Annotated in this window: 22 protein-coding genes; 12 read left to right on the plus strand and 10 right to left on the minus strand. The window is 63.2% G+C overall.

The window, feature by feature from the left end; genetic code table 11:
* Positions 1–48: 48 nt before the first annotated feature.
* Positions 49–1,629 (plus strand): trimethylamine methyltransferase family protein, encoded by a 1,581-nt coding sequence (locus ABVQ20_RS18570; protein ID WP_354460952.1) that lies wholly within the window; start codon positions 49–51, stop codon positions 1,627–1,629.
* An 18-nt stretch (positions 1,630–1,647) separates the two neighbouring features.
* Here the strand turns inward: ABVQ20_RS18570 and ABVQ20_RS18575 are convergent, their stop codons facing one another.
* The 4 genes from ABVQ20_RS18575 to ABVQ20_RS18590 all read right to left on the minus strand — a co-directional run bounded on the left by ABVQ20_RS18575 (position 1,648) and on the right by ABVQ20_RS18590 (position 6,410).
* Complete coding sequence (locus tag ABVQ20_RS18575) at positions 1,648–2,046, minus strand: hypothetical protein (RefSeq protein ID WP_354460953.1); 399 nt, start codon at positions 2,044–2,046, stop codon at positions 1,648–1,650.
* A gap of 118 nt (positions 2,047–2,164) precedes the next feature.
* Entirely contained in the window at positions 2,165–3,556 is a 1,392-nt protein-coding gene (chrA, locus tag ABVQ20_RS18580) for a chromate efflux transporter (RefSeq protein WP_354460954.1), read from the minus strand.
* Positions 3,553–4,371, minus strand: a complete 819-nt coding sequence (locus ABVQ20_RS18585; RefSeq protein WP_354460955.1) for a chromate resistance protein ChrB domain-containing protein — start codon at positions 4,369–4,371, stop codon at positions 3,553–3,555. The genes chrA and ABVQ20_RS18585 overlap by 4 nt, the downstream gene beginning before the upstream one ends.
* Before the next feature lie 233 nt (positions 4,372–4,604).
* Positions 4,605–6,410 (minus strand): IlvD/Edd family dehydratase, encoded by a 1,806-nt coding sequence (locus ABVQ20_RS18590; protein WP_354460956.1) that lies wholly within the window; start codon positions 6,408–6,410, stop codon positions 4,605–4,607.
* Between the two features lie 147 nt (positions 6,411–6,557).
* Between ABVQ20_RS18590 and ABVQ20_RS18595 the strand changes: the two genes are divergently transcribed.
* A complete protein-coding gene (locus tag ABVQ20_RS18595; protein WP_354460957.1) occupies positions 6,558–7,007 on the plus strand; it encodes an SRPBCC family protein in 450 nt (149 codons plus the stop codon).
* A 188-nt stretch (positions 7,008–7,195) separates the two neighbouring features.
* Here ABVQ20_RS18595 and ABVQ20_RS18600 read toward each other — a convergent pair whose 3' ends face one another.
* Positions 7,196–8,365, minus strand: a complete 1,170-nt coding sequence (locus ABVQ20_RS18600; protein WP_354460958.1) for an Mrp/NBP35 family ATP-binding protein — start codon at positions 8,363–8,365, stop codon at positions 7,196–7,198.
* A 108-nt stretch (positions 8,366–8,473) separates the two neighbouring features.
* Here ABVQ20_RS18600 and ABVQ20_RS18605 point away from each other — a divergent pair, with 108 nt between their 5' ends.
* The 10 genes from ABVQ20_RS18605 to ABVQ20_RS18650 all read left to right on the plus strand — a co-directional run bounded on the left by ABVQ20_RS18605 (position 8,474) and on the right by ABVQ20_RS18650 (position 18,752).
* Positions 8,474–9,373, plus strand: a complete 900-nt coding sequence (locus ABVQ20_RS18605; protein WP_354460959.1) for a LysR family transcriptional regulator — start codon at positions 8,474–8,476, stop codon at positions 9,371–9,373.
* A gap of 135 nt (positions 9,374–9,508) precedes the next feature.
* Positions 9,509–9,988 carry a formate dehydrogenase subunit gamma gene (locus ABVQ20_RS18610; protein WP_354460960.1) on the plus strand — a complete coding sequence of 160 codons (480 nt, stop codon included), beginning with the start codon at positions 9,509–9,511 and terminating at the stop codon, positions 9,986–9,988.
* Positions 9,985–11,541, plus strand: coding sequence for a formate dehydrogenase beta subunit (locus ABVQ20_RS18615; RefSeq protein ID WP_354460961.1), 1,557 nt, complete (start codon positions 9,985–9,987; stop codon positions 11,539–11,541). The genes ABVQ20_RS18610 and ABVQ20_RS18615 overlap by 4 nt, the downstream gene beginning before the upstream one ends.
* A 10-nt stretch (positions 11,542–11,551) precedes the next feature.
* Positions 11,552–14,428: a formate dehydrogenase subunit alpha gene (gene fdhF / locus ABVQ20_RS18620; RefSeq protein ID WP_354460962.1), complete on the plus strand. Its 2,877-nt coding sequence runs from the start codon at positions 11,552–11,554 to the stop codon at positions 14,426–14,428.
* Between the two features lie 163 nt (positions 14,429–14,591).
* Complete coding sequence (fdhD, locus tag ABVQ20_RS18625) at positions 14,592–15,422, plus strand: formate dehydrogenase accessory sulfurtransferase FdhD (RefSeq protein WP_354460963.1); 831 nt, start codon at positions 14,592–14,594, stop codon at positions 15,420–15,422.
* Entirely contained in the window at positions 15,412–15,723 is a 312-nt protein-coding gene (locus tag ABVQ20_RS18630) for a formate dehydrogenase subunit delta (RefSeq protein WP_354460964.1), read from the plus strand. The genes fdhD and ABVQ20_RS18630 overlap by 11 nt, the downstream gene beginning before the upstream one ends.
* A gap of 111 nt (positions 15,724–15,834) precedes the next feature.
* On the plus strand, positions 15,835–17,388 hold the full coding sequence (locus tag ABVQ20_RS18635) for an alpha/beta fold hydrolase (protein ID WP_354460965.1): 1,554 nt from the start codon (positions 15,835–15,837) through the stop codon (positions 17,386–17,388).
* A gap of 111 nt (positions 17,389–17,499) precedes the next feature.
* A complete protein-coding gene (locus ABVQ20_RS18640) occupies positions 17,500–17,979 on the plus strand; it encodes a carboxymuconolactone decarboxylase family protein (protein WP_354460966.1) in 480 nt (159 codons plus the stop codon).
* Positions 17,980–18,064: 85 nt separating this feature from the next.
* Positions 18,065–18,427 carry a nuclear transport factor 2 family protein gene (locus tag ABVQ20_RS18645; protein WP_354460967.1) on the plus strand — a complete coding sequence of 121 codons (363 nt, stop codon included), beginning with the start codon at positions 18,065–18,067 and terminating at the stop codon, positions 18,425–18,427.
* A gap of 10 nt (positions 18,428–18,437) precedes the next feature.
* Positions 18,438–18,752, plus strand: coding sequence for a hypothetical protein (locus ABVQ20_RS18650; RefSeq protein ID WP_354460968.1), 315 nt, complete (start codon positions 18,438–18,440; stop codon positions 18,750–18,752).
* A 136-nt stretch (positions 18,753–18,888) separates the two neighbouring features.
* On the opposite strand, the gene ABVQ20_RS18655 is transcribed toward ABVQ20_RS18650, so the two are convergent.
* Genes ABVQ20_RS18655 through ABVQ20_RS18675 form a run of 5 tightly spaced genes read right to left on the minus strand, consistent with a single transcriptional unit; the run spans position 18,889 to position 23,717 of the window.
* Positions 18,889–20,316, minus strand: coding sequence for a gamma-aminobutyraldehyde dehydrogenase (locus ABVQ20_RS18655; RefSeq protein WP_354460969.1), 1,428 nt, complete (start codon positions 20,314–20,316; stop codon positions 18,889–18,891).
* Positions 20,317–20,341: 25 nt separating this feature from the next.
* Positions 20,342–21,157 (minus strand): ABC transporter permease, encoded by an 816-nt coding sequence (locus ABVQ20_RS18660; RefSeq protein ID WP_354460970.1) that lies wholly within the window; start codon positions 21,155–21,157, stop codon positions 20,342–20,344.
* A complete protein-coding gene (locus ABVQ20_RS18665; protein ID WP_354460971.1) occupies positions 21,147–21,764 on the minus strand; it encodes a hypothetical protein in 618 nt (205 codons plus the stop codon). Before ABVQ20_RS18665 ends, ABVQ20_RS18660 begins: the two co-directional genes overlap by 11 nt.
* Positions 21,754–22,722 carry an ABC transporter permease gene (locus tag ABVQ20_RS18670; protein WP_354460972.1) on the minus strand — a complete coding sequence of 323 codons (969 nt, stop codon included), beginning with the start codon at positions 22,720–22,722 and terminating at the stop codon, positions 21,754–21,756. Before ABVQ20_RS18670 ends, ABVQ20_RS18665 begins: the two co-directional genes overlap by 11 nt.
* Positions 22,719–23,717, minus strand: coding sequence for an ABC transporter ATP-binding protein (locus ABVQ20_RS18675; protein ID WP_354460973.1), 999 nt, complete (start codon positions 23,715–23,717; stop codon positions 22,719–22,721). The genes ABVQ20_RS18670 and ABVQ20_RS18675 overlap by 4 nt, the downstream gene beginning before the upstream one ends.
* Between the last annotated feature and the right edge of the window lie 39 nt (positions 23,718–23,756).

The raw sequence follows: 23,756 nt of genomic DNA on the forward strand, positions 1-23,756 counted from the left end.
TGGACCAACCACCACTCCCGGCTTCACAGCTAAAGGCGGAGTGCATCCATGTCAGCAGCTCTAGGGACCCAGGATTCACCCGCGGATCAACGTTCGCGACGTTCCGGTGGGCGGGAAGCACGTGGTGTTGCGCAGGCAACCGATAATATCCAGCCGGTCCGCGCCGGCCTCGAAGGCGGCAGCTACGGGCCGCTCAGCGAAAATGATTGCGAGCGCATCCACGAAGCCGTGCTGACCCTGCTGGAGACGGTCGGCTTCGCCAACGCCATTCCCTCCTGCATCGAAGCGCTGAAGACGGCCGGAGCGATCTACGCGGACGACGGTCGTATCCGCTTTCCCCGCGCGCTGGTGCTGGACACGATCAAACGAGCCGGCAGGCATTTCACCCTCTGCGGCCAGGATCCGAAGCACGACATGGTCATCCAGGGCAAGCGCGTGCATTACGGCACTGCGGGTGCGGCCGTGCATCTGGTGGATGTCGAGAAGCGTGAATACCGCGAGGCGCGGCTGCAGGACATCTATGACGCCGCCCGCATTGTCGAAGGCCTCGACAACATCCATTTCTTCCAGCGGCCGATGGTGGCGCGCGACATCGCCGATCCGCTCAATATGGATTTCAACACGCTCTATGCCTGCGTGACGGGCACCTCGAAACATATCGGCACATCGTTCACCGTGCGCGAGAACGTAAAGCCCGCGCTTGAGCTGCTCTATGCCATTGCCGGCAGCGAGGAGAATTTTCGCGCCCGCCCCTTCGTCTCGAACTCGAACGCCTTCGTCGTGCCGCCGATGAAATTCGCCGAGGACGCCTGCGGCGTGCTCGAAGCCTGCGTCGCAGGCGGCATCCCGATCCTGCTGCTCTCGGTCGGACAGGCCGGTGCGACCGCGCCGGCGGCGATTGCCGGGGCCGTGGTGCAGGCGGTGGCCGAGGTTCTGGCCGGCCTTGTCTATGTCAACGCGATCAAGCCGGGGCACCCGGCGATCTTCGGCACCTGGCCATTTGTCTCCGACCTCAGGACCGGCGCCATGTCGGGAGGTTCGGGCGAACAGGCGATGATGACCGCGGCCTGTGCGCAGATGGCGCAGTTCTACGATCTGCCGGGCGGTTCACCCGCCGGCATGACCGATTCGAAATTGCCGGATATCCAGTCCGGCTACGAAAAGGGCATCACCAATGTGATGGCGGGCCTGTCCGGCCTGAACCTTGTCTATGAATCGGCGGGCATGCACGCCTCGCTGCTGGGTTTCTGCCTGGAAAGCCTGATCATCGACAACGACATGCTCGGCCACTGCCTGCGTTGCGTGCGCGGCATCGAGGTGACGGACGAGGCGCTGTCGGTCGACACCATTTCAGAGGTCTGCCTGAAGGGTCCAGGCCACTATCTCGGCAATGAGCAGACCCTGCGGCTGATGCAGACCGAGTATTTCTATCCGGCCGTCGGCGACCGCTTTTCCCCGAAGGAATGGAACGAGAAAGGCCGACCCGACATCGTGCAGCGGGCGATCAACGAGAAGAAACGCATCCTTGCCGAACGCTTCCCGCGCCACATATCCAAACTGCTCGACGACAAACTGCGCGCCCGCTTCGGCGATCTCATCCAGTTGCCGCGCAGCAGCATGGGCGGCTGAGGACGCTGATCCCAGCGGTCAGTCCGCCCCCAACCCATATTGCTCAACGACTTCGGCACTGATCAGCTTGGCGTGCAGCGTCATCAGCACGATCTGCGCGTCGAAACTGTCGCCGGTTTCGAGCGCCGCCTCGATGCGGCGCTCCGCATCCACCCTGTTTTGAAGGCCGTTGGACCGTTCGAAAGCTTCCGACCCGGCAATGCAATAACTGAACAGCTGGGCCACTGTCTTATAGGCATGCGAGGGCGGCTCGTCCGGCCAGTGGTCCTTCATCAGATTGACGATGGTGAGCTTCACGCCCTCGGGCACGAGGGCCGGATGAAGGTCGGCGCCACGCAATGCATCGTCGAGCTGCCTGAGGTCGCCCGAGCGGCCGAACATTCCGAGGAAACCGAGGGATGAGCGTCGTCTCGCCATGATGGTCCTGCCTGTTTTCCACTCAGTTATGTGGTTCGCACGCGGAATACAAAGGCAGGAACCGGCCCGATCTCGCTCGGCGCCTGTTTCTCGACGCAAGAAGAATGCCCCAACGCGCCTATCGGCTCACCGCCAATAGCAGGACGCCAGCCAGGGCCGACCCTGCCAGCGTCGGCAGCATGCCGATCTTCAGCTTCAGCACCGCGACCATCGCGGCGCAGGAAAGCAGTGCTGCCCGCCAGTCGATCGACGAAAGCACGGGCACGTCCATCCCCAGCCCCACGCCGCGGACTTCGCGGAAGATAACGTGCAAGGCAAACCACAAAGCGAGGTTCACGATGACGCCCACGACAGCGGCAGTGATCGCCCCCAACGCAGCCGACAATGCCTTGTTGCCGCGCAGGGCTTCTATGTAGGGCGCGCCCAGAAATATCCAGAAGAAGCACGGAGTGAAAGTTGCCCACAATGTGAGCAGCGCCCCAAGCGATCCGGCAAGCACGGGACTGAGCGCTCCGGAGTGGCGGAACGCGGCAATGAAGCCGACAAACTGCAAGACCAGAATGAGGGGCCCCGGTGTGGTTTCGGCAAGCCCTAGGCCATCGACCATTTCACCAGGGGCAAGCCAGCCAAAAGACTCGACAGCAGCCTGCGCGACATAGGCCAGGACGGCGTAGGCGCCGCCGAAGGTGACCACCGCCATGAGGCTGAAGAACCCGCCGATCTGTGTCCAGACACTTGCAGTGCCGGTGAGCAACCAGACCAGCAAGACAGGCCCCAGCCAGATCGGCAGCCAGATGGCAATCGTTCGCGGCGCATGCCATTTCGTCGGCCTGGTGTGGGTCAGTTCGCCTCGCTCGAACATGACGTCAACCGCGCCCTTGAGATCAGGAGCGTTGTCCTTGCCGTGAGCCTGGCCAGAGAAGAGCGCGGGCGCAATCCGGTTTCCGGCCCATCCCGCCAGACCGGCGAAGAGGATGATCAATGGGAACGGCACCTTCAAGGCGTAGATGGCAATAAACGCGCAAAGCGCGATCGACACCATGATGCGGTTCTTCAGCGCCCGTCGCCCGATCCGGATCACCGCCTCGACCACGACGGCAAGCACGGCTGCCTTCACGCCGAAAAACAGCGACTCGACAAGGGGCGCATCGCCGTAGAGTGCGTAAAGCGTGCTCAAGGTCAGCATAACGACCGCACCCGGCGCGACGAAAAGGATGCCGGCGACCAGCCCTCCCACCGTCTTGTGAAGCAGCCAGCCGATGTAGATGGCGAGTTGCTGGGCCTCAGGACCGGGCAGCAGCATGCAGTAATTCAAGGCATGCAGGAAACGCTGTTCGCCGATCCAACGCCGCTCCTCGACCAGTTCCTTGTGCATGAGCGCAATCTGCCCGGCCGGCCCGCCGAAACTGAGCAATCCGATTTTCGCCCAGACCTTCAGCGCTTCGTTGAAGGTTGGCGCCGCCGGCACATCGACAATCCCGCCCTCGTTTTTCGAAGCCACGGTGTTCATGCCAGCTTGCCTCCGGACGGCCAGTTATGCGTTTCGTCCGTGGCATCGCGGCACCACCTGAAAAACGCATCGTAGAGCAGCATGCCGGCTTCCAACTGTTCCAGATCGTCGCGGAACATGCGTGACAGGCCAAGCGAGGCAGCGAGAAATCCGGCAGCCTGGGGAACCAGGTCGAGGCTTGCGGTGTCGGCCGCGCGGACAATGGTGGCAAGGCGATCGAGCGCCTGGGATTGGAGCCCGAACTCCTCGATCATCGTGTCGAAGGTGCAGCGCTCGCCACGGTGACTCCAGAACACATTGTCGATGTCGAAAGGCACAGCCTGAAAGCGGTCGGCAACAGCCAATACTTCAGCTGGCTCGACGAACAGAAACACCGCGCCGGGGTCAACGAAACGCCGGATCAGCCATGGGCAGGCAATACGATCAACTTTCGGGCGAGCCCGTGTCACCCAGACGGTGCGGCCCTTTTCATCGCGAGGCGGCATCTTGCCGGTGCGAACCAGAAGTCCTTTGCCGTCGCGCCAGGCTTCGAACCCGCCTTCAAGGGATTCAGCGGAAATCCCCTCATGCCGCAGCCACGCGGCCACGCCCTGCGAAAGCTTTTGACCTTTCTGGCAGACGACCACCACCGGCTTGCCCGCGAATTCAGCCGCCCAGGTCGAAACAGTTTTGAAGTCACGCTGGATCGAGGCCGGAAGCAGGCGCGGATCGGCGTTGTAATCATCATCGATGCGAACATCGATGATAACAGGAGCGCCCGGCAGACCGACAAGGCGGGTCAGTTGCGGGACGGTGATAGCGGTTGTTGACGGCATGGCGTCCACCTCCTGAAAGAGAAGCCTGGACGCGAACGTTGGGCTGACGCCTCACGGGGTCGTCGCGATACACCCCTTGTCGTGATGGTGGAATTCTCGCGGTCGCTTGTCAAGCATCGTGCTGTTCTCGCCCTGTCATGGCGGCACGGTGTATTCCCAATTCCAACATCGACCACGCGGGGGCATCTGATGGCGGCTTGATTTGCACCAAGCCGCCGATTGCCATTCCGCTGTTAGTGATTGTCCCTCGGCACGCCCATCGTATGGGCCACGTCCTGGTATTTCACCGCCGGCTTCAGCACCATGCCTTCCGAGAACTGATCGACCATGCCGCGCTGGATCTCCTGCCATGGCGTCTGGTGCTTGGGATAATGATAGCCGCCATCTTTCTGCAGTTCGGCGCGGCGCCGCGCGATCTCGTCGTCCGAGACTAGAATGTTGGCGGTAGCCTTGTTCAAATCGATGCGGACCCGATCTCCGGTCTTGAGCAGGGCCAGTCCGCCGCCGATCGCCGCTTCCGGCGAAGCGTTGAGGATGGACGGCGAGCCAGAGGTCCCGGACTGGCGGCCGTCGCCGATACAGGCCAGCGCGTGGATGCCCTTCTTGATCAGGTAGGCCGGCGGCTGCATGTTGACGACTTCGGCGCCGCCGGGATAGCCGATCGGGCCAGCGCCGCGCATGAACAGGATGGTGTGCTCGTCGATGCCTTGCGCGGGATCGTCGATGCGGGCGTGGTAATCCTCCGGACCGTCGAAGACCATGGCGTTGCCCTCGAAGGCTTCCGGGTCCTTCGGGTTGGACAGATAGCGCTCGCGGAACTCGGGCGAGATGCCGCTGGTCTTCATGATCGCCGAATCGAACAGATTGCCCTTGAGGTTGATGAAGCCGGCGTTCGTCTTCAGCGGCTCGGCGACCGTGCGGATGACGTCCGCGTTCTCGTTGACGACGCCGCTGCAATTGTCGCCGATCGTCTTGCCGTTGACGGTCATGGCTTCCGGATAGGGCAACAGCCCGCCCTTCATCAACTCGGCAACGACAGCCGGCACGCCGCCAGCATGGTGGTAATCCTCGCCGAGATATTCGCCGGACGGCTGCAGATTGACGATGAGCGGCACATGGAGGCCGATCTTCTGCCAGTCGTCATTGGTTAGCGGCACGCCGAGATGGCGGGCGATGGCGTTGAGATGGATCGGCGCGTTGGTCGAACCGCCAATGGCCGAATTGACGACAATGGCGTTTTCGAAGGCTTTCCGCGTCATGATGTCGGACGGCTTCAAATCCTCATGCACCATGTCGACGATGCGCTTGCCCGTCTCGTAGGCGATCTGGCCGCGCTCACGATAGGGTGCGGGGATAGCGGCGGACCCCGGCAACTGCATGCCAAGCGCCTCGGCCAGCGAATTCATGGTGGTGGCGGTGCCCATGGTGTTGCAATAGCCGGTGGATGGCGCCGAGGAGGCGACGATGTCCATGAACTCGTCATAGTCGATCTCGCCGGCCGACAGGCGTTGGCGCGATTCCCAGACGATGGTGCCGGAGCCGGTGCGCTTGCCCTTGTGCCAGCCATTGAGCATCGGGCCGACCGAGAGCGCGATGGCCGGGATGTTGACGGTGGCGGCGGCCATCAGCAAAGCCGGCGTGGTCTTGTCGCAGCCGATGGTGAGCACGACGCCATCGAGCGGATAGCCATAGAGCACTTCGACAAGGCTGAGATAGGCGAGGTTGCGGTCGAGCGCCGCGGTCGGGCGCTTGCCGGTCTCCTGGATCGGATGGCACGGGAATTCGAAGGGAATGCCGCCCATCGACACGATGCCTTCGCGCACGCGCTTGGCCAGCTCGATGTGATGGCGGTTGCAAGGCGAAAGATCCGAGCCGGTCTGGGCGATGCCGATCAGCGGCTTGCCCGACATCAGTTCGGCGCGCGTCAGCCCGTAGTTCAGGTAGCGCTCCAGATAAAGCGCGGTCATTCCCGGGTTGTCGGGATTGTCGAACCATTCCTGCGAGCGGAATTTTTTCTTTCTGGTGGGGGCGCCTGCCATCATGGTCTCCGTATTTGTACGACAAATCGATATGGCAACGCACGGAAGCAGGCAAGAGGGACGCACGGTCGCAACCGGACTTTGGTGCGATAGACATGCGCCAAGCCGTGCGATAGGCCTTCGAGCAGTCTTGTCCGGGAGGTTTTGATGGCTTTGGTGATCGAAGGCGAGGAACGCATTGCCGCACCCTTGCAAAAAGTCTGGGGGGCGTTGAACGACCCCGAGGTCTTGAAGGCGACCATTCCCGGCTGCCAGAGCCTGGAAATGACCTCGCCGACCGAAATGGCGGCAACCGTGGTGCTGAAGATCGGGCCTATCAAGGCGACGTTCAAGGGCGAGGTGACCCTGAAGAACCTCAAGCCACCGCACTCCTACACGATCCAGGGCGAAGGCAAGGGCGGTATAGCCGGCTTCGCCAAGGGCGGCGCCGACGTGACGCTGACGGAAGATGGGCCGGATGCGACGGTGTTGAAATACGCGGCCAAGGCCGATGTCGGCGGCAAGATCGCCCAACTGGGCAGCCGGCTGATCGAATCGACCTCGAAGAAACTGGCCGGACAGTTCTTTTCGAGCTTTGGCGAGAAGGTGGGCGGCTGAGCGCCCTCTCCCCCTCGAGGGGAGGGTGCCGAGCGAAGCGAGGCGGGAGGAGTCACCTCAACTGCCTCGACCTTGCCCGAACCGCGTCCGACTTGCGAAGAAATAGCGCCGAGCACGTCGCCGCGGACCCCACCCGGCCCTTCGGGCCACCCTCCCCTCGTAGGCCTCAAGGGGGAGGGACAACTGCGCTACTCGAACACGATGCTCGGCACCGACGCTTCCGCCGCACCACGCTCTTCGTTGACCCGGTCCCAGACTCGTCCAGCGATGTCGCGGTAGATCTTTGCCTCGGCGCCATCGGGCTTCGAGACAACCACCGGCGTGCCGGCATCCGAGCTTTCGCGGATGCCCATCTCCAGCGGCACTTCGCCGAGGAAGGTGACGCCGAGACGCTCGGCCTCGCGGCGGGCGCCGCCGTGACCAAAAATGTCGTAGCGCTTGCCGGTGTCGGGAGCGATGAAATAGCTCATGTTCTCGACGATGCCCAACAGCGGCACATCGACCTTCTTGAACATGTTCAGCCCCTTGCGGGCGTCGATGAGCGCCAAGTCCTGCGGCGTCGAGACGATGACGGCGCCAGCCAGCGGCACCTGCTGGGCCATGGTCAGCTGGGCATCGCCCGTGCCCGGAGGCATATCGACGACGAGCACATCCAGCGGACCCCATTCGACTTCGCGCAGCATCTGGGTGAGCGCCGACATCACCATCGGCCCGCGCCAGATCATCGGCGTTTCCTCGTCGACGAGGAAGCCCATGGACATCACCTTCAGTCCGTAATTCTCCATGGGTTTCAGGATCTTGCCGTCGACCGTCTGCGGCCGGCCATGGATGTTGAGCAGCTTGGGCATCGACGGGCCGTAGATGTCGGCATCGAGCACGCCGACCCTCAACCCATTGGCGGCAAGGCCGAGCGCGATGTTGACGGCGGTGGTCGACTTGCCGACGCCGCCCTTGCCGGAGGCGACGGCGATGATCGCCTCGATGCCGGGCACGCCACGCTTGCCCTGGCTGTGCGAGGCCGGTGCCTGCGACGCAGGCCGCGCTGGTGCGGCCGGCGGCGCGGGCCTGGGAGCCGGACGCGTCGGAACCGGCGCCTCCATGCCGCCGCCCTTCTTTTCCGCGGTCAGCGCCACGACGGCGCCGACGACACCAGGGATCGCTTTCACAACCCGTTCTGCGGCGGCGCGCAGCGGCTCCATTTCCTGGGCCCGGGCGGCTGGAACGGTGATCGAGAAGAAGACCTTGCTGTCGGCAATAAAGATTTCCGAGACCATACCGAGATCAACGATGTTGCCGGTGAAATCCGGCCCGTTGACCGTCTTCAGGCGTTCGGTGACGATTTCCTTGGTGACGGACATTCATTCTTCCTCATGCAATGTGCGCCTCAGATAATGCAGTTTCCGCGCGGAACCAAGCGGGTCGCTTTGAAGGGCTGACAGGCGCTCGCGGCTGTGGCAGCCTTCAGCATGATCGACAAGCTGGAATTTTTCATCGCGCTCGCCCGGGAAGAGCACTTTGGTCGGGCGGCCGAGGTGTGCGGCGTCACCCAGCCGACGCTTTCGGCCGGCATCAAGCAGTTGGAGGGCCAGCTCGGCGTCATGCTGGTTCTGCGCGGCTCGCGCTTCCAGGGGCTGACGCCGGAGGGAGAACAGGTGCTGGTGTGGGCGCGGCGCATCGTTGGCGACACCCGCACCATGCGCGAGGAAATGCGCGCGGCACGCCACGGCCTTTCCGGCCGCATCCGCATTGCCGCCATACCGACAGCGCTCGCCATGCTGCCGCGCCTGACGACGCCGTTCCGCGAAAAGCACCCCGGCGTCACCTTCTCGGTGCTGTCGCGGACCTCGATCGAGGTGTTGTCGCTGCTCGGCAATTTCGACATCGACGCCGGCATCACCTATCTCGACAATGAGCCGCTGGGGCGAGTGACCAGCGTGCCGCTCTATGACGAGCGCTACCAGTTGATCACCGCTGTCGGGAATCCCTATTCCGATCGCGACAAAGTGACATGGGCGGAGCTCAGCAGCCTGCCGCTCTGCCTGCTGACGCCTGACATGCAGAACCGCCGCATCATCGACCAGCATCTGGCCGAAGCCGGGGTGCAGGTGCGACCGACACTCGAATCCAATTCGATGATCGTGCTGTTCTCCCATATCCGTACCGGAAAATGGTCATCGATCATGCCACTCAACCTCGCGGAAACATTCGGCTTTTCGGAGCCGATCCGGGCCATTCCAATCGTCGAGCCCGATGCGAGCCACACGGTCGGCCTGGTGGCGGCGCCGCGCGAACCGCACACGCCGCTGGTCTCGGCGCTGCTGGACGAGGCGATGGCGCTGGCGGACGATTTCCACGCTCACCGTTAAGCTAGATATTGCTGGCGGATGACGTTTGATAGAAGATTTCTATCGAACAACGAAACAGCTTTATTGATTTCGCGGGTTTCCTCTGATTTTGTAAACACTTAGCGACAAAACGCTATCGACCAGGGAGGGCGCTGCATGACGATGCAGCCTGCAAGTACCGAGATCGCATCGCGCACGGCGGCGATCATCCATGAGATGAAGGGGCTGGAAGGCCCACTGCTGCCGATCCTCCACGGCATCCAGGAAGAGTTCGGCCATGTGCCGAAGGACTCCTTGCCCATCATCGCCGAGGCGCTGAATATTTCCAACGCGGAAGTCCACGGCGTCGTGACCTTCTACCATGATTACCGCAGCCATCCGGCCGGCCGGCATGTGCTGAAAGTCTGCCAGGCAGAGGCCTGCCAGTCGATGGGTTCGGACGCGGTTGCCGCCAAGCTCAAGCAATTGCTGGGCATCGGCTTTCACGAGACGACCCGCGACGGCGCGGTGACGCTGGAGCCCGTCTATTGCCTCGGCCTGTGCGCCTGCGCGCCGTCGGCGATGCTGGACGGCGAAGTGATCGGGCGGCTGGACGACGAGAAACTCGACGAGATTGTTGCCGAGGTGCGCTCATGATCCCCCGCATCTACATCCCCGGCGATTCCGGCGCTCTGTCGCTCGGAGCGGAAAAGGTTGCCAAGGCGATCGCAACTGAGCTTGCCGAGCGTGGCATCGAAGCCAAGATCGTACGCAACGGCTCGCGCGGCGCCTATTTCCTCGAACCGATGGTCGAAGTGGCGACGGCGAACGGCCGCGTTGCCTATGGGCCGGTGAAAACCTCCGACGTCAAAAGCCTGTTCGATAGCGGCTTCCTCACCGGCGGCCATCACAAGCGCTGGCTGGGCTCGCCCGACAAGATCCCGTTCCTCGCCAAGCAGACGCGGCTGACCTTTGCCCGCTGCGGCATCAACGATCCGCTGTCGCTCGACGCCTACAAGGCGCTCGGCGGGTTGAAAGGCCTGCAGAACGCGGTGGCCATGGCGCCGATCGAGGTTGTCAGCCAAGTCACCGCATCCGGCCTGCGCGGCCGTGGCGGCGCCGGCTTCCCGACCGGCATCAAGTGGAAGACCGTGCTCGATGCCACCGCTGACAAGAAATACATCGTCTGCAACGCCGACGAGGGCGACAGCGCCACCTTCGCCGACCGCATGATCATGGAAGGCGACCCCTTCGTGCTGATCGAAGGCATGGCGATCGCCGGTGTCGCGACCGGCGCGACCAAGGGGTTCGTGTATATCCGCTCGGAATATCCGCATGCGGTGGCGATGATGCGGAAAGCCGTCGATGTCGCCCGCAAGGCCGGCGTGCTCGGGCTCAACGTGCTGGGCTCGCCCAATGCCTTCGACATGGAAATCCGCGTCGGCGCCGGCGCCTATGTCTGCGGCGAGGAAACGTCGCTGCTCAACAGCCTGGAAGGCAAGCGCGGCGTGGTGCGCGCCAAGCCGCCGCTGCCTGCAATCCAAGGCCTGTTCGGCAAGCCGACGGTGATCAACAACGTCATCAGCCTAGCCTCCGTGCCTATCATCATGGACAAGGGCGCAGCCTTCTACAAGGATTTCGGCATGGGCCGCTCGCGCGGCACCATCCCGATCCAGATCGCCGGCAACGTCAAGTTTGGCGGCCTGTTCGAGGCTGCCTTCGGCATGACGCTGGGCGAGATCGTCGACGATATCGGTGGCGGCACGGCGACTGGCCGGCCCGTCAAGGCAGTGCAGGTCGGCGGCCCCTTGGGCGCCTATTTCCCGCGAGCGCTGTTCAACACGCCGTTCGACTATGAAGCCTTCGCGGCCAAGGACGGGTTGATCGGCCACGCCGGCATCACCGTGTTCGACGATACCGCCGACATGCTAAAGCAGGCGCGCTTCGCCATGGAATTCTGCGCCATCGAAAGCTGCGGCAAGTGCACTCCGTGCCGCATCGGCTCGACGCGCGGCGTCGAGACCATCGATAAGATCGCCAGTGGGGTAGAGCCGGAGAAGAACATCGCTCTGGTCACCGACCTCTGCAACACGATGAAGTTCGGCTCGCTCTGCGCGCTGGGTGGCTTCACCCCCTACCCCGTGATGAGCGCGCTCAACCATTTCCGCGAAGATTTCAAGCCGGCGCCGGTCGCCGAAGCAGCAGAATAGGAACCACACCATGGGTCTCATTCAGGAAATCGACTTCGGCACGCCGGCCTCAACCTCGCAGAAGCAGGTGACGCTGATGGTCGACGGCTTCACCGTGACCGTGCCCGAGGGCACCTCGATCATGCGCGCCTCGATGGAGGCGGGCATCGCCATCCCGAAGCTGTGCGCCACCGACATGGTCGACGCCTTCGGCTCCTGCCGGCTCTGTCTGGTCGAAATCGACGGCCGCAACGGCACGCCTTCCTCCTGCACGACGCCGGTGGCGCCGGGCATGGTGGTGCACACCCAGACCGGCAAGCTCAAGGACATCCGCCGCGGCGTGATGGAGCTCTACATTTCCGACCATCCGCTCGACTGCCTGACCTGTGCTGCCAATGGCGACTGCGAGCTGCAGACGCAGGCCGGCGTCGTCGGCCTGCGCGATGTGCGCTATGGCTACGAGGGCGACAACCACGTCTTCAAGAAGAACGACGGCGCGGAAAACTTCAAATGGATGGCCAAGGACGAGTCCAACCCGTACTTCACCTATGACCCGTCGAAATGCATCGTCTGCTCGCGATGCGTGCGTGCCTGCGAAGAGGTGCAAGGCACCTTCGCGCTGACCATCGAGGGCCGTGGTTTCGGCAGCCGCGTGTCGCCCGGCATGCATCAGTTGTTCATCGACTCCGAGTGTGTTTCGTGTGGCGCCTGCGTGCAGGCCTGCCCGACGGCGACGCTGTCGGAAAAATCGGTGATCCAGATCGGCCAGCCCGAGCATTCGATGGTCACCACCTGCGCTTACTGCGGTGTCGGTTGCCAATTCAAGGCCGAGATGCGCGGCGACGAGCTGGTGCGCATGGTGCCCTACAAGGACGGCAAGGCCAATCGCGGCCATAGCTGCGTCAAGGGCCGCTTTGCCTATGGCTACTCGACCCACAAGGACCGCATCCTCAACCCGATGATCCGCGAGAAGATCACCGATCCCTGGCGCGAAGTGTCGTGGGAAGAGGCGCTGACCCACACCGCCAACGAATTCCGCCGCATCCAGTACCAGTATGGCCGCACCTCGATCGGCGGCATCACCTCGTCGCGCTGCACGAACGAGGAGACCTATCTGGTGCAGAAGCTGATCCGCCAGGGTTTCCGCAACAACAATGTCGACACCTGCGCGCGTGTCTGCCATTCGCCGACCGGCTACGGCCTCGGCCAGACTTTCGGCACTTCGGCCGGCACGCAGGATTTCGATTCCGTCGAACACACCGACGTGGTGATGGTCATCGGCGCCAATCCGGCGTCGGCGCATCCGGTGTTCGCCTCACGGCTGAAGAAGCGGCTGCGCAAGGGCGCCAAGCTGATCGTGCTCGATCCGCGCCGCACCGAGATGGTCAAGTCGGCGCATATCGAGGCGGAATACCATCTGCCGTTGAAGCCCGGCACCAACGTCGCTGTCGTCACTTCGCTGGCGCATGTCATCGTCACCGAAGGCCTGTTCGATGAGGCGTTCATCCGCGAGCGCTGCGACTGGGATGAGTTCCAGGACTGGGCCTCGTTCGTAGCACTGCCGGAAAACAGCCCCGAGGTCGTCGGCAAGCTCTCCAATGTCGACCCGGAATTGATCCGCGGCGCGGCGCGGCTCTATGCGCGCGGCGGCAATGGTTCGATCTATTACGGCCTCGGCGTGACCGAGCACAGCCAGGGCTCGACCACCGTCATCGCCATCGCCAACCTCGCCATGGCGACCGGCAATATCGGCCGTCCGGGCGTCGGCGTGAACCCGCTGCGCGGCCAGAACAATGTCCAGGGCTCTTGCGACATGGGTTCGTTCCCGCATGAACTGCCGGGCTATCGCCACGTCTCCGGCGACGCCGTGCGCGACATCTATGAGAGCCTGTGGGGCGTGAAGATCGACGACGAGCCGGGCCTGCGCATCCCCAACATGCTGGATGCCGCCGTCGACGGCTCCTTCAAGGGTCTCTATGTGCAGGGCGAGGACATCCTGCAGTCGGATCCCGACACCAAGCATGTCGCGGCCGGCCTCGCTGCCATGGAATGCGTCGTCGTACACGATCTGTTCCTCAACGAGACCGCCAACTACGCGCATGTCTTCCTGCCGGGCTCGACCTTCCTCGAAAAGGACGGCACCTTCACCAACGCCGAGCGCCGCATCAACCGCGTGCGCAAGGTGATGGCACCGAAGAATGGCCTAGCTGACTGGGAAGTGACGCAGAAGCTTGCCCAGACGATGGGGCTGAACTGGAACTACCAGCATCCGTCCGAAATCATGGACGAGATCGCCATGACCACGCCGAGCTTCGCCAAGGTTTCCTACGATTACCTGGAGAAGATGGGCTCGGTGCAGTGGCCCTGCAACGACAAGGCGCCCCTGGGCACGCCGATCGTGCATGTCGACGGCTTCGTGCGCGGCAAGGGCAAGTTCATCCGCACCGAATATGTCGCGACCGACGAGAAGACCGGACCGCGCTTCCCGCTGCTGCTGACCACCGGCCGCATTCTTTCACAGTACAATGTCGGCGCGCAGACGCGGCGCACCGAGAACGTGGTTTGGCATAGTGAGGACCGGCTGGAGATCCACCCGCACGACGCCGAGAACCGGGGCCTGCGCGATGGGGACTGGGTGCGGCTGACCAGCCGCTCGGGCGAGACGACGCTACGTGCTGAGATCACCGACCGGGTGTCGCCGGGCGTGGTCTACACGACGTTCCATCATCCCGACACGCAAGCCAACGTCATCACCACGGACTTCTCCGACTGGGCGACCAACTGCCCGGAATACAAGGTGACGGCGGTGCAGGTCGGTGCGTCGAACGGCCCGACCGAATGGCAGCGCGACTATAACGAACAGGCCGAGCAGAGCCGCCGCATCGCTCCTCTGCAGGCGGCTGAGTAGCTGTGCCGAGCTATTCGACAATAAGAGCTTCGATCTTGACGGTTGATCGACCCTCACTCCGTCGAGCTTCGCTCGACACCTCTCCCCCGATCGACGGGGGAGAGGAAAGGCGCGAGCCTCCACAGATGCTGCGAAAGACGGGCAGGTCGGAGGGTGGCGCCTCGTGACCCGCAAACGCTCCCCTATCTCTCAGATTTCCCGCCTCGCGCACCGCGCCAGCGGCACGGCGGCGGCCAACCGCATGGTGCCGGAAGAAACGCCGGTGGCGTTCTCCTTCGCCGGCACCACCCATGCGGTGATGATGGCAAGCCCCGCCGATTTCGAGGATTTCGCGCTCGGCTTCTCGCTGACCGAAGGCATCATTGCCAAGCCGGAAGAGATCGAGGCGATCGAGGTCGAGGACCATGGCGCCGGCATCGACATCCAGATTCGGTTGAAGGACACGGCCAACACGCGTTTCGAGGCGCGGCGGCGCAGGCTCGCGGGACCCGTGGGCTGCGGATTGTGCGGCATCGAATCCATCGAGGAAGCGATGCGGTCGGTCGACGCAGTTGGTGCGTCAAAGCTTACACTTGATGCTGAAGACATCGTCCGCTCGGTCAAACTGTTGTCCAAGGTGCAGCCGCTTCATACAGAGACCGGAGCCGTACACGCCGCTGGTTTCTATGTGCCCGGCAAAGGCATTGTCATGGCGCGCGAAGATGTCGGCCGCCACAACGCGCTGGACAAATTGGCCGGCGCGCTGGCCGAGGCCGGGATCGAGGGTTCGGCCGGCGCCGTCGTGGTGACAAGCCGCGTTTCAGTGGAAATGGTGCAGAAGACGGCGGCCATCGGTTCGGCCTTCATCATTGCCGTCTCGGCGCCGACAGCACTTGCCATCCGCACCGCCGAGGAGGCCGGCATGACGCTGGTGGCGTTGGTGCGCGGTGACGATTTCGATGTCTTCACCAACCCTCACCGGGTGGTCTTGGGAGTTGCCCAGCATGTCGCATGACGAAGAGCACATCATGAGCACCAGGGAAAAGCTGGTGCGCATGGCCAACCAGATCGCGGCCTTTTTCCATTCCAGACCGCGTGAGGAGGGCGTTGCGGGCGTCGCCGAGCACATCAACAAGTTCTGGGAACCCAGAATGCGCCGGCAGTTCTTCGAGATGCTCGACGGCGGTGGCGAAGGCTTCGACGAACTCGTTGTGGCGGCTTCCGTCAGGATCAAGCGGCCGATCACACCGGCTGAGGCTGATCGAAAGCTCGGTGTCGAGGCCTCTCCAGCCGATGTCGCGGCCTCGCAAAACTAGGCGCCGTGCCGCGCGAGCTTATATTTCTTTCCGCTAAAATTTAACCTGCCGCAAACGGCGCGCCTCTGCTATGGTTGACGATCAGAAATCGTCAGGCCGGGCGGACAACTCGTGAGGCCGATCGAGACCCGATATGCCCTAAGCGGCGAGGTGCGGATTGCCTATCAGGTGGTCGGCCAAGGATCGTTTGATCTCGTCTTCGTCCCCGGCTTCATTTCCAATCTCGACCTGCATTGGGAGGATGAAGGCTACAGCCGGCTCCTGAAACGGCTTTCGGCGTTCTCGCGGCTGATCCTGTTCGACAAGCGCGGCACGGGTCTTTCCGACCGCGTCGACGCGCATCACCTGCCCAGCCTCGAAACGCGCATGGACGATGTACGTGCCGTGATGGATGCCGCCGGCAGTGGCCGTGCGGCTTTGCTCGGGGCTTCCGAAGGCGCGCCGATGGCAATGCTGTTCGCCGCCACCTATCCGGAGCGGACGCGGGCGCTGGCGCTCTATGGCGGCTATGCGCATTTCCATAAATGGGTGATGCCGCCCGAACGCCTCGCCGCCTTCATCGAGACGGCGGAGACGGCCTGGGGTACCGGCGCCACCTTGCCGCATTTCGCGCCGGGTCGGATCGACGACGCCAGTTTCTCGACATGGTGGGCGCGCTTCGAGCGGCTGTCGGCCAGCCCGACGGCAGCGGTGGCGCTGGCGCGGATGAACGCCGAAATCGACGTGCGCGGCGTGCTGGCCGCGATCAGCGCACCAACCTTGCTGATCCATCGTCGCAACGATGCACGGGTTGATCCCGACGCCAGCCGTTTCCTTGCCAGGCGGATACCGGATGCCCGGCTGATCGAGATTCCCGGCCGCGACCACCCGATCTGGACGGGCGACGTGGACCGCGTGGCCGATCTGATCGAGGAGTTCCTGACTGGCGAACGCGCTGTGGCCGAAGCGGACCGCGTGCTGGCAGCCCTTCTGGTGACGCGCATCTACGATACGGCGCGGCTGGGCGACCGCATGTGGAGCGAGCGCAGCCAGCGCTTCCAGGAAACCTGGCGGCAACTGGTTGGCCGCCATGGCGGCTGCTCTGTGGGCACGCAGGGCGAGATGATGATTTCGCGTTTCGATGGACCGGCACGCGCCATACGCTGTGCGGGAGCATTGCGCGAAGCGGCGCAAAGCATCGGCGTGGCGAGCGCGCAAGGTGCGCATGTCGGTGAGATCGAGCTGCGCGGGCCGCCGGTGGGGCTGACGACGCGGGTGACGATGCAACTCGCCTCTCATGCCGGCCGCGGCGATATCCTCGCGTCTCGGCTGGTCGCGGATCTCGCGACCGGCTCTGGCCTTCATTTCACCGATGCCGGGCGCATTCCGCTGGACGACCTGGACGAACCCCTGGCGCTGGTCCAGGCGGTGTCGGAGCAGCATCTGGAGCCGGCCTGCCGCGTCAAGGCCCGACCGGCGGAACCTACCATGCTGACAGCGCGCGAGAGCGAAGTGGTCAGCCTGATTGCCGACGGCAAGAGCAATGCCGCGATCGCCGCCGAACTGAGGCTGAGCGAGCATACGGTCAAGCGCCATGTGGCCAACATACTGCTCAAGCTGGACCTGCCGTCGCGGGCGGCGGCGGCGGCGTTTTCGGCGCGGCACGCTGGCCCGGACGGGCCATGAGGGCCATGGCGCTTTTGGGCGAAGCGGCCGCTGGGCCGTAAGCGCTATCAATTCTTCCCATGCAGGCCAAGGCGGATGTCGCCGGGAAAGGCGCTGCGAACGGAGAATGAAATGCTGAAATCAAACCAGACACTCAAATCGCTGGTGATAGCGGCAGGCGTCGCGACGCTGTTCGCTGTTGTCCCGGCAAAGGCCGAGGATGCTTCGGCGACCGCTGCCTACAAGGACATCCAAGCAACGCTCGGCTCGGTGCCGGACATGTTCAAGACACTGCCGGACGTCGCGGTCGCCGGCGCCTGGGCCGAAATCAAGGGCGTGCAGCTCAACCCCAAGACCGCGCTCGACGGCAAGACCAAGGAGTTGATGGGCCTTGCCGTCGCATCGCAGATTCCCTGTCAGTACTGCATCTACTTCCACACGCAGGCGGCCAAGCTCAATGGCGCGACCGATGAGGAGATCAAGGAGGCCGTGACGATGGCTGCGATCGTGCGCCACTGGTCGACCATGCTCAACGGCAGCCAGGTCGATCTCGCGACCTTCAAGAAGCAGACCGACCAGGTCTTCGCCGACATCAAGGCGAAGTCGCAGTGACAAAGGCCACTGCCCGACGATGAGCGCCGGGCGGCACTTCCGATCATCAACCGCCCGATCATGAAGACGGGCCATGGAGGATAAAATGCTGACCAAGACACAGACCGTGGACGGCGCGGCGATCAAGAAGGCGATCGAAGGCCGTGATGGAAAGATGCTGTCGAGCTTCTATGCCGACGATGCCTTGGTGCGGGTGATCGACCGCAACAACCCACCGAGCAAGCCACGCGAGATCCGCGGCCGCGCCGCGATCACCACATTCTGGGACGACATCTGCAGCCGGGCGATGACCCACAAGGTCGACACGACGATCGCCGACGGCGACAACCTCGCCTTCACCCAGGCTTGCGCCTATCCGGACGGAACGAAAGTATTCGCCGCGGCGATGCTGGAGCTGAAGAACGGTAGGATCGCACGGCAGACCGTCGTGCAAGCCTGGGACGAGTGAGGAGGCGGCGATGTTCAGCGCCAGATGGCAGATCGACGCCAGGTTCGGGCACAAGCAGACCGTGCTCGAACTGCTGAAGAAATGGGAACGCGAGATCGGCTCCCAGGTCGGCATCGCTGATCTGAAATTCCAGATCATGACCGGTTCGATCGGCGCACGCGAGGCGACGGTCGAGTCACATCACCAGGTCGAAAGCCTGGCCCAACTGGAGGCGTTCTTCGCCAAGATCGGCAAGATCGACGCCCATGCCAAATGGGGCAAGGAGATCGAGCCTTATGTCGTGTCGGGCACCAGCCTGTGGCAGATTTTTCGGATTGTTGAGTAGCTACCTTCTCCCCGTTTACGGGGAGAAGATGCCTGCAGGCAGATGAGGGACGGAGCTAAGCTGGGCAAGATTGTGCTGCCCCTCATCCGGCCCTTCGGGCCACCTTCTCCCCGTAAAAACGGGGAGAAGGGAAACTTCACCCATGCGCCACCATCACATGCCGGACAGCGGTGTAGTCCTCCAGCGCGTAGAGCGACATGTCCTTGCCGTAGCCGGACTGCTTCAGCCCGCCATGCGGCATCTCGTTGGTCAGCATGAAGTGGGTGTTTATCCAGGTGCAGCCATATTGCAGGCGGGCCGCCGTCGCCATGGCGCGCGAGACATCCTTTGTCCACACCGATGATGCCAGGCCGTAGTCGCTGTCGTTGGCCCAGTTCACCGCCTCGTCGACTTCCGTGAAACGAGTGACCGAGACGACCGGGCCGAACACTTCGCGGCGCACGATCTCGTCTTCCTGCAAGGCGCCGGCAATGACGGTCGGCTGGTAATAGAAGCCGGTGCCCTCGCCCGGCTTGCCGCCGGTGGTGATCTCGATGTGCTTCAGTTCCGAGGCGCGCTCGACGAAGCTCGATACGCGGTCGCGCTGGCGCCGCGAGATCAACGGCCCGATCTCGTTTTCCGTATCATCCGGACGATTGTACTTGATGGTCGAGACCGCCGAGGACAGCTCGGCGACAAGCTTGTCGTAGATCTTCTTGCCGGCATAGATGCGGCAGGCGGCGGTACAGTCCTGGCCGGCGTTGTAATAGCCGAAGGCGCGCAGGCCGTTGACCACCGCGCCGAGATCGGCGTCATCGAAGACGATGACCGGGGCCTTGCCGCCGAGCTCGAGATGGGTGCGCTTGACCGACTTGGCGGCCGCCTGCAGCACCTTCTTGCCGGTGGCGACGTCACCGGTGATCGAGATCATGTTGACCTTGGGATGGTTGATCAGCGTGTTGCCGACGCTGTCGCCACGGCCGAGCACGACGTTGACAACGCCTTCGGGCAGGATCTCGGCAAGGATTTTTGCCAGCTTCAGCGCCGTCAGCGGCGTCTGTTCGGAAGGCTTGAAGACGACCGTATTGCCGCCGGCGATCGCCGGCGCCAGCTTCCAGGCCATCATCATCAGCGGATAGTTCCACGGCGCGATGGAGGCGACGATGCCGATCGGGTCGCGGCGGACCATCGAGGTGTGGCCGGGCAGGTATTCACCGGCGACCACGCCCGGCATCGAGCGCACGGCGCCGGCGAAGAAGCGGTAGCAGTCGACGATCGCCGGTATTTCGTCATTCAGCACGGCATTGATCGGCTTGCCGCAATTCAACGCCTCGAGCGCCGCGAACTCCTTCGCGTCGGCCTCGATGCGGTCGGCGATCTTCAGCAAATAGCCGGAGCGCTGTGCCGGCGTTGTGCGCGACCACAAGACGAACGCTTGTTCGGCGGCGAGCACCGCCGCCTCGATCTGCGCCTGGCTGGCTTCGGGCAGGTTGAGGATTGTCGCCCCGGTCTTCGGATTGAGGATCGGCTCCTCGGTTTCCGTGCCCTTCTCGAACTTCGAGCCGATCAGCATCTGGGTGTCCATGGACGTCTCTCCCTTATGAACTCAGTTATTTGCCCGAACCGGCGATCTGGTCGCCGTCGCGGGTCAGGTAATAGGCGGCAAGGATGGGCAGCAGCGTCACCATCACGACGACCATGGCCACGACATTGGTGACCGGGCGCTGGCGCGGGCGGATCAGCTCTTCGAGCATCCAGATCGGCAGCGTCTGCTGCTGGCCGGCGGTGAATGTGGTGACGATGACCTCGTCGAAGGACAAAGCGAAGGCCAGCATGCCGCCGGCAAGCAGCGCGGTCGCGATGTTGGGCAGCACGACGTGCCGGAAGGTCTGGAAGCCATCAGCGCCGAGATCCATCGACGCCTCTATCATCGAGCCCGAGGTGCGGCGGAAGCGGGCGACGGCGTTGTTGTAGACAACGACGACACAGAAAGTGGCGTGGCCGAGCACGATCGTCCAGAACGAGAAAGGAATGTCGGTCAGCGCGAAGGCCGAGCGCAGCGCGATGCCGGTGATGATGCCTGGCAGCGCGATCGGCAGGATGACCAGCAGCGAGATGGTTTCCCGGCCGAAGAATTTTGTCCGCGACACCGCTGCCGAGCACAGCGTGCCGAGGACCAGTGCGATCGCGGTCGAAAAAGCCGCGACCCTGACCGACAGCGACAGCGCCTGCCAGACATCCGGCCGGTTCCAGGTGACGGCGAACCATTGCGTGGTCAGCCCGGGCGGCGGCCAGACGAAGCTCTTTTCCTCGGTGGTGAAGGCGTAGACGAAGATCAAGAGGATCGGCAGGTGCAGGAACAGCAGGCCGCAGGCGGCGGCGACCTTCAGGCCGAGGGGAGCGGATTGACCACGATCAGAGCGCATTTTTTTCCCACCCGACCTTGGCAGATCCAGCTGCGATATCTTCGCGTGCCTCTCGATAATAGGCAGCTAGCAGCTCGTTCAACTGGCTCTCATCCTGACGCGGCAGTTTAAGACGCTCGCGCATGGCCTCGAATCTAGGCTTTAGAGCATCCTCCAGTCTGAGCACCTGATGACGAACTTCTGCGATCTTCGTTAGGAGCAGCCAACAGCCTTCTTCAGATTCAAAATAGGCTGCTTCATCACGCATAAAATGATGCGCGAAATAATCACGTAGCCGTTTTGCATCAGCGAAGCTCGATCTCAGATCAGAGAACTCAGCAATTGAGCAGACCTTCTTTGTGAGATTGCCGAAGGTCAGCGCCACAGCCTGTTCGTAGCCGCTGTCAAACGCCGATTCCCAAGTTAATCGAGATCGAATTTTTCCTGTCCGCACTCCCTCGCCCACACTCCAGAAAGTTAGGACATTGATCAACGAATGTTCCACCAAACCGAACTTCAGAAATGCCAAGCCGAAATGAGCGAATACTTCTTTTTGAAATATGATCTCCGGATTTCCGAGCTCTGGGAACTCGACTAGCAACTTTGCTTTCGCATCTTCAGAGCGCATCGAAGGCCCCCATGCGTTTGGCGCCCCAGAGGTAGAAGCCCATGATGATGATGGGCACCACCGTGAAAGCGGCGGCAAGCGGGATGTTGCCGGCGGTGCCCTGCTGGGCATAGACGGCCTGGCCGATGAACAGCCGCGACGTGCCGATGATCTGCGGGATGATGTAGTCGCCGAGTGTCAGCGAGAAGGTGAAGATCGAGCCGGCGACGATGCCGGGCAACGCCAGCGGGAACAGCACATTGCGAAAGGTCTGGCCGGGCGAGGCGCCGAGGTCGGACGAGGCCTCGACCAGATTGCCGGGCACGCGTTCGAGCGCCGCCTGCACCGGCAGGATCATGAAGGGCAGCCAGACATAGACGAAGACGATGAAGGTGCCGGTGAACGACACCGACAGCGAGTTGCCGCCAACCACAGGCAGCGACAGCCAGGCATCGAGCAGCCATTGCAGATGCAGCTTGCCTAGCAGCCAGGTGAGGATGCCTTCCTTGGCCAGGATCAGCTTCCAGGCGTAGATCTTGACCAGGTAGCTCGACCACAACGGCAGCATGATGCCGAGATAGAACAGTGCCTTCCAGCGGCCGCGCGCATAGCGTGCAGCATAGTAGGCAATGGGGAAGGCGACGATGGCCGAGGCCAGCGTGACCAATGCCGCCATCGTCACCGTGCGCAGGATGATATCGAGATTGGCGGCCTGGAACAGGTCGCCATAGGTCTTCAACGTGAACTGGCGGTTGATGAGGCCCGAGTACTCGTCGATGGAGAAAAAGCTCTGCGCCAGCAGGGCGAACAGCGAGCCGATGTAGACGATGCCGAGCCACAGCAAGGGCGGCAAGAGCATCAGCAGCAGCAGCACCTTGGGCTTGCGCCAGAAAAGGTCCGACAGCGCGCCGCGCAAGCCGCCACTGCCCGGCAGGATGGCGGGAGCGGTGGCGCGTGGCATGGTGGCGTCGAGGCTCATGCCGGCTCGTCCATCAGATGCAGGCTGTCACGATTGAAGGTCAGCACCACCGCTTCGCCCTCCTGCGGCAAGGTGGTGCCGGCAGGCACGACCGCGTGCAGTCGCAGCCCATCGGCATCAACAGACAGCTTTGTCGTGGCGCCGAGATAATTGGTCGAGACTAGGCGCGCGGAAACACCTTCGCCGCTGGCCGCGCGACCGACGCGAATGGATTCGGGGCGCAGGCTGCCCCAGCGGTGCTGGCCGCAATAGCGCTGGACGAAACCTGGCGGCAACACGTTCGACGAACCGACGAAATCGGCGACGAAGCGGGTCTTCGGCCGCTGGTAGATATCCTCCGGCGTGCCGATCTGCATGATCTTGCCGTCGTTGAAGACGGCGACGCGGTCGGCCATCGACAGGGCCTCGCCTTGATCGTGGGTGACGAACACGAAGGTGATGCCGAGCGCCTTCTGCAGCGACTTCAGCTCTTCCTGCATGTTTTCGCGCAGCTTGAGGTCGAGCGCGCCGAGCGGCTCGTCGAGCAACAGCACCTTGGGCTGGTTGACCAGCGCACGGGCGAGCGCGACGCGCTGGCGCTGGCCGCCGGACAACTGGCCGGGCCGGCGCGCGCCATAGCCGGGCAGCCGTACCAGCGACAACGCTTCTTCAGCTGCCTTTTGGCGCTCGGCCTTGCCGACGCCCTTGACCATCAGCCCGTAGGCGACGTTGTCGAGCACGTTGAGATGCGGGAACAGCGCATAGTCCTGGAACACCGTGTTGACGTTGCGGCGATAGGGCGGCACGCCCTCGGCACGCTCGCCGAAGATCGAGATCGAACCCGATGTCGGCTGCTCGAAGCCGGCGATGAGGCGCAGGCACGTCGTCTTGCCGGAGCCCGAGGGCCCGAGCATGGCGAAGAATTCGCCCGGCACGATGTCGAGATCAACCGCGTCGACAGCGCGCACGCTGCCGAAATGGCGGGAGACTTGTCTGAAGGAAACGGCTGAGGTCATGGGTTGTCCTGATCTTTCAGGCTTTTCAATTCGAGCGGC

Source organism: Mesorhizobium shangrilense, assembly GCF_040537815.1.
Taxonomy (GTDB): domain Bacteria; phylum Pseudomonadota; class Alphaproteobacteria; order Rhizobiales; family Rhizobiaceae; genus Mesorhizobium; species Mesorhizobium shangrilense.

What these genes read in the sequence shown, in the direction of transcription:
- ABVQ20_RS18645 (WP_354460967.1), top strand. Translation starts at nt 18,065, where the DNA reads ATGCTGACCAAGACACAGACCGTGGACGGCGCGGCGATCAAGAAGGCG.
- ABVQ20_RS18640 (WP_354460966.1), top strand. Translation starts at nt 17,500, where the DNA reads ATGCTGAAATCAAACCAGACACTCAAATCGCTGGTGATAGCGGCAGGC.
- ABVQ20_RS18665 (WP_354460971.1), bottom strand. Translation starts at nt 21,764, where the DNA reads ATGCGCTCTGAAGATGCGAAAGCAAAGTTGCTAGTCGAGTTCCCAGAG.
- fdhF (WP_354460962.1), top strand. Translation starts at nt 11,552, where the DNA reads ATGGGTCTCATTCAGGAAATCGACTTCGGCACGCCGGCCTCAACCTCG.
- ABVQ20_RS18630 (WP_354460964.1), top strand. Translation starts at nt 15,412, where the DNA reads ATGTCGCATGACGAAGAGCACATCATGAGCACCAGGGAAAAGCTGGTG.
- ABVQ20_RS18590 (WP_354460956.1), bottom strand. Translation starts at nt 6,410, where the DNA reads ATGGCAGGCGCCCCCACCAGAAAGAAAAAATTCCGCTCGCAGGAATGG.
- ABVQ20_RS18615 (WP_354460961.1), top strand. Translation starts at nt 9,985, where the DNA reads ATGATCCCCCGCATCTACATCCCCGGCGATTCCGGCGCTCTGTCGCTC.
- ABVQ20_RS18585 (WP_354460955.1), bottom strand. Translation starts at nt 4,371, where the DNA reads ATGCCGTCAACAACCGCTATCACCGTCCCGCAACTGACCCGCCTTGTC.
- ABVQ20_RS18675 (WP_354460973.1), bottom strand. Translation starts at nt 23,717, where the DNA reads ATGACCTCAGCCGTTTCCTTCAGACAAGTCTCCCGCCATTTCGGCAGC.
- ABVQ20_RS18610 (WP_354460960.1), top strand. Translation starts at nt 9,509, where the DNA reads ATGACGATGCAGCCTGCAAGTACCGAGATCGCATCGCGCACGGCGGCG.
- ABVQ20_RS18575 (WP_354460953.1), bottom strand. Translation starts at nt 2,046, where the DNA reads ATGGCGAGACGACGCTCATCCCTCGGTTTCCTCGGAATGTTCGGCCGC.
- ABVQ20_RS18595 (WP_354460957.1), top strand. Translation starts at nt 6,558, where the DNA reads ATGGCTTTGGTGATCGAAGGCGAGGAACGCATTGCCGCACCCTTGCAA.
- ABVQ20_RS18600 (WP_354460958.1), bottom strand. Translation starts at nt 8,365, where the DNA reads ATGTCCGTCACCAAGGAAATCGTCACCGAACGCCTGAAGACGGTCAAC.
- ABVQ20_RS18650 (WP_354460968.1), top strand. Translation starts at nt 18,438, where the DNA reads ATGTTCAGCGCCAGATGGCAGATCGACGCCAGGTTCGGGCACAAGCAG.
- chrA (WP_354460954.1), bottom strand. Translation starts at nt 3,556, where the DNA reads ATGAACACCGTGGCTTCGAAAAACGAGGGCGGGATTGTCGATGTGCCG.
- ABVQ20_RS18670 (WP_354460972.1), bottom strand. Translation starts at nt 22,722, where the DNA reads ATGAGCCTCGACGCCACCATGCCACGCGCCACCGCTCCCGCCATCCTG.
- ABVQ20_RS18570 (WP_354460952.1), top strand. Translation starts at nt 49, where the DNA reads ATGTCAGCAGCTCTAGGGACCCAGGATTCACCCGCGGATCAACGTTCG.
- ABVQ20_RS18660 (WP_354460970.1), bottom strand. Translation starts at nt 21,157, where the DNA reads ATGCGCTCTGATCGTGGTCAATCCGCTCCCCTCGGCCTGAAGGTCGCC.
- ABVQ20_RS18605 (WP_354460959.1), top strand. Translation starts at nt 8,474, where the DNA reads ATGATCGACAAGCTGGAATTTTTCATCGCGCTCGCCCGGGAAGAGCAC.
- ABVQ20_RS18655 (WP_354460969.1), bottom strand. Translation starts at nt 20,316, where the DNA reads ATGGACACCCAGATGCTGATCGGCTCGAAGTTCGAGAAGGGCACGGAA.